General features: G+C 66.5%; 4 protein-coding genes. 1 reads left to right on the top strand and 3 read right to left on the bottom strand.

Annotated elements, in window-relative coordinates; genetic code table 11:
• The 3 genes from TBU01S_RS16135 to TBU01S_RS16125 all read right to left on the bottom strand — a co-directional run.
• On the bottom strand, nucleotides 1-345 hold a 345-nt coding region (locus TBU01S_RS16135; RefSeq protein WP_281178457.1), incomplete at its 3' end, for an exonuclease domain-containing protein.
• 28 nt (nucleotides 346-373) lie between these two features.
• Complete coding sequence (locus TBU01S_RS16130; RefSeq protein ID WP_068637974.1) at nucleotides 374-2,251, bottom strand: DUF294 nucleotidyltransferase-like domain-containing protein; 1,878 nt, start codon at nucleotides 2,249-2,251, stop codon at nucleotides 374-376.
• A gap of 91 nt (nucleotides 2,252-2,342) precedes the next feature.
• A complete protein-coding gene (locus tag TBU01S_RS16125; protein WP_245650943.1) occupies nucleotides 2,343-3,974 on the bottom strand; it encodes a BCCT family transporter in 1,632 nt (543 codons plus the stop codon).
• Nucleotides 3,975-4,233: 259 nt separating this feature from the next.
• On the opposite strand from TBU01S_RS16125, the gene TBU01S_RS16120 reads away from it, so the two are divergent.
• The coding region (locus TBU01S_RS16120) for a PTS sugar transporter subunit IIA (protein ID WP_157659169.1) at nucleotides 4,234-4,629 on the top strand (396 nt) is incomplete at its 3' end.

Below are 4,629 nucleotides of genomic sequence, written 5' to 3'. Positions count from 1 at the left end.
CGCATGGGTGATGGCGTGGATCGCCACCGATTCCGGCTTCAGCTCCCCGTCCGGGCGCACCACCCAGTAGCGCGAGGCGCTGGCCTGGATGTGGGTCACCGTCATCGGCACCACGCCGATGCTGACGATCTCGTCGCGTGCCGGGTCCAGCCCGGTGGTTTCGATGTCGAGCGCGGCCATCGGCACGTCCTTCAACAGGCAGTCGCCGGCTGGCACCCCCTGCGCATAGAAGGCCTGCAGGCGCGGGTCGCGCGCGGCGGCGGCAAGCGCGGCGAAACGCTGCGGCCAGTCGATGCCTGCGGCGGCACGTGTCCGGCGCGAAGCGCGGTCCGGTTTCGCTTTCATGTCCCCCAGGTGCAGCATCGTGCCGTGCTCAGTTGGCCCGGCCGGGCTGGTAGCGGTACTTGAGGTACTTCTGCGCGTTGCCCAGGATCAGGAAGGCGTCGCGCAGGCTCTTGCGTTCGAATTCGGACAGTTTTTCGGGGTCGAGGCTGTTGTCCGGCTCGTTGCCAGCGGCGAGGTCCTGGGCCTGATTGCGCGCGCGCACCGCCGAGATGAATTCAAGCGCGTCGTACAGATCCTGCCCGCGCCCGAGCGGCAGGATGGCGGCGCCGATGATCTCGCGCAGGCGCTCGAAGGAATTGAGCGCCTGCGAGCCGATCGCCAGCGCATGCACGCGGATCAGGTCGGACAGCGGCCCGGTGCCGCGGCGCTTGATGTTGATCGCCCGGGTGTGGCGGCCGTCGGATTCGACGACGAAGTCCTTGAAGAAGCCCAGTGGTGGGGTTCGCAGCAGAGCGTTGCGCGCCATGCAGGCGAGGAAGCGCGAATTGTCGCGGGCCTTGCGCGCGACCAGTTCGCGCAGGCGCACGGCCCATTCGGTGCGCCCCCATACGCCGTCGAGGTCGAAGAAGATGCCGGCGTGCAGCAGCGATTCGGGGGTCGGGCGCTCGATCCAGTCGGTGAAGCGGCGCTCCCATTCCTTGAGCGGCTGGCGCCATTTTTCGTTGCTCGCCATCACGCCGCCGGTGCAGTAGCTGTAGCCGCAACGCGCCAGCCCGTCGCAGACGAAATCGCCGAGCGCCTTGAACCAGGCATCGTGCCGTGCGGGGTCGAAGCGGTTGTCCAGGATCAGCGCATTGTCCTGGTCGGTGACGATCAACTGTTCCTGCCGCGCCATCGAGCCCAGCGCGAGAAAACAGTAGGGCACCGGCGGCGGACCGAGTTCGGCTTCGGCCAGCTCCAGCAGGCGCTGCTTGAAGCTGCGGCCGATCGCCGCCATCGCGCTGCCGACCACGTGGGCGCTGGTTTCCTCGCCGACCATGCGGCTGAAACAGGCGCGCACGTCCGGTACCAGCGCGGCCAGATCATCCACCGTCTGGGCACGGAAGATGCTGCCGACCACGAACAGGCTGTTGCGCGATTCGTAGCGGATGATGTCCGACAGCGCGACGATGCCGAGCGGACGCTGGTGCTTCATCACCGGCAGGTGATGCACATTGCGGCGCAGCATCGCCAGCATGGCTTCGAACACCAGCTGGTTGTGCGCCACCGTGACCACGCCCGGGCTCATGATCTCGCTCACCGGCGTGTCGTGGCCCAGACCGGGCGCCAGCAGGCGGGTGCGCAGGTCGCGGTCGGTGAGGATGCCGGACAGCAGCGGCAGTTCGGGCACGTCCGGGTTGGGGTCGACGATCAGCAGCGAGGAGACGCCTTCTGCCGTCATGCGCTGCGCCGCCTCGCGTGCGGTGGCCTCGCTGCCCAGTGTGACCGCCTCGCGCCCGACGAGGGTGTCGACGGTGGCCGACAACAGGTCGTTGGCATCCTCGCGGCGCGACATGACCTGGCGCAGCCGGGTGCGGTCTTCGATTTCGACGTGGTCGGCGAAGGCTTCGTTGCCATCGAAGAGTTCGAGGAACACCGGCTGCGGGATCAGGTAGATCAGCGAATCTTCCAGCGCAGTCGCGGGAAAGCGCACGCGGCCATGACGCAGCAGGCCGAATTCACCGAAGTAGCCGCCCGCCGTCAGGCGGTTGTACAGCGTGCCGTTGCGGCGGAAGACCTCCACCGCGCCGCTGCGCACCACGTGCCAGAACTCGGCGGGTTGGCCGAATTCGATGATCTGCTCGCCGGCCTTGTAGTAGCGCACATCGACCGCCGCCGCCACGCGCTGCAGGGCGTCCTCCGGCAAGGCGTCGAAAGGCGGGTGGGCGCGGAGGAAGTCGAGGATCTCGAGCTGTTCGACCTGCATGGCATGGGTCCGTGGATGTCGGTCGGGACGAACATACCACCGGGGCGGCAGATTCGGCCGCCTTCCCGGCTGCATGTCCGCCCACGCGCCGTCATCTGGCCAGGCGCGGCACCGTTGCCGGGCGCGGCTCGGATGCCAGGCCCTTGATGATCGCCACGCTCGCCACCAGCAGCACGACAGCGAACGGCAGCCCGGTCGACACCGCCATCGCCTGCAGCGACACCAACCCGCCGCCGAGCACCAGCGCAACCGCCACCAGGCCTTCGAAGATCGCCCAGAACACGCGCTGCGGCATCGGCGCGTCCATCTTGCCGCCTGCCGAGATCACGTCGATGACGAGCGAACCCGAATCGGACGAGGTGACGAAGAACACCACCACCAGCACGATGGCGAGGAAGGAAGTGATCTGCGCCAGCGGCAGCGCATCGAGCGTCATGAAAAGTTGCAACGGCAGCTCGGCATTGCGCGCAGCCTCGTAGCCGTCGCGCACCACCTGGCTGATGGCGGTTTCGCCGAACACCGTCATCCACAGCGTGCAGGCGAGCGAGGGCACGATCAGCACCGAGACGATGAACTCGCGCACTGTGCGGCCGCGCGACACGCGCGCGATGAACATGCCGACGAAGGGCGACCACGAGATCCACCAGGCCCAGTAGAAGGCGGTCCAGCCCTGCAGGAAGTTGGCGTCGTCGCGGCCGACCGGGTTGGACAGAGCCGGCAGGTGCTGCAGGTAGGCACCGAGATTGGTGAATAAGCCGCCGAGGATGTCCAGCGTCGGCCCGACGGCGATCACGAACAGCAGCAGCAGCAGCGCCAGGATCATGTTGATCTCGGACAGCAGCTTGACGCCGGCATCCAGCCCGGACACGACCGAGCCGAGCGCGATCGCGGTGATGCCGGTGATCAGCACGATCTGGGTGGTGGTGCCCAGCGGCACGCCGAACAGGAAGTTCAGGCCCGAACTCGCCTGCGCCGCGCCGAAGCCGAGCGAGGTCGCCAGGCCGAACAGCGTCGCCAGCACCGCGAGGATGTCGACCAGGTGGCCAGGCCAGCCCCACACCCGCTCGCCCAGCAGCGGGTAGAACACCGAGCGGATCGTCAGCGGCAGCCCCTTGTTGAACGAGAACAGCGCCAGGCCGAGCGCCAGCACGGCGTAGATCGCCCACGGGTGCAAGGCCCAGTGGAAGATCGTCGCCGCCATGCCCAGGCGCATGGCCGCTTCGGCATCACCGGCCGCGGCGCCGAGCGGCGCCCAATCGGTGCGCACGCCGTTCTCCATCGCCGTGCCGCCGAAAGCCGCGCCGAAGTGCGACAGCGGTTCGGACACGCCGAAGAACATCAGGCCGATGCCCATGCCGGCAGCGAACAACATCGAGAACCAGCCGAGGTAAGTGTAATCCGGCGTGGCTTCGGTGCCGCCCAGCCGCACCCGGCCCAGCGGCGAGAACGCAACGATGAAACACACCAGCACGAAGATGTTGCCGGCGACGAGGAAGAAGCCGTCGAGGTTCGAGGTCAGCCAGGTCCGCATGCCACTGAACAGCGGCTCGACCTGGTCGTGGAAAGCCAGCGTCAGTGCCACGAACAGCACCACCAGGCCACCCGAGATGGCGAATACGCGGTTGTGGATGTCGAGGCCCAAGGGGCCTACGTTGACGATGATGTTGTCCTGGCCGATCTGGTAGTCGGTATCGATGGGGTTGACGTCCCCGTCGGGGATCATGGGGTCTTTTTTTTCTGTCATCCGTACTCTCTGAGGGCCGCCCGGAACATGGCGATCATTACCTTACAAATATTTGTACAAAACAAGCTTAACAGTCTCGACGCAATGCTCAAAACCGGATTTCCCAGCCATATCGCAGGTTTGGCGCCCACCAATCTCCATTTGTCATATTTTATGCATAGTGTGCCAGGCTGACTGTACGTCACGCCATGCCTTGCCCCCATCGGCTAAAATCGCCGCCAATGGAGACGGAATCGAAATGATCGGAATCTTTCTGGTGACGCACGGCTCGCTCGGCGAATCGCTGATCCAGTGCGCCTGCCACGTGCTGAACAAGCGCCCGCCGCAGGTGGCGCAACTGGGCCTGTCGGCGCAGGACGACCCGCTCGACATCCTCCCGCAGGCGCGCCAGATGCTGGACTGGACCGACAGCGGCCACGGCGTGCTGATCCTGACGGACATCTACGGCGCAACCCCGTCCAACGTCGCCACCAAGCTCACCGCTCCCGGCCGGATCGAAGCCGTCGCCGGCGTCAACCTGCCGATGCTGCTGCGCGTACTCACCTACCGCGAGCAAGGCATGGACACGCTGCTCAAGCGTGCGGTGTCGGGCGGCTGCGACGGCGTGATGCACATCGAAGCGAATCAGGCGCCC

It is taken from the genome of Thauera butanivorans NBRC 103042 (assembly GCF_001591165.1).
GTDB lineage: Bacteria > Pseudomonadota > Gammaproteobacteria > Burkholderiales > Rhodocyclaceae > Thauera > Thauera butanivorans.
Note: the sequence above shows the minus strand (reverse complement) of the source record. Positions and strands in the feature narration are given on the sequence as shown.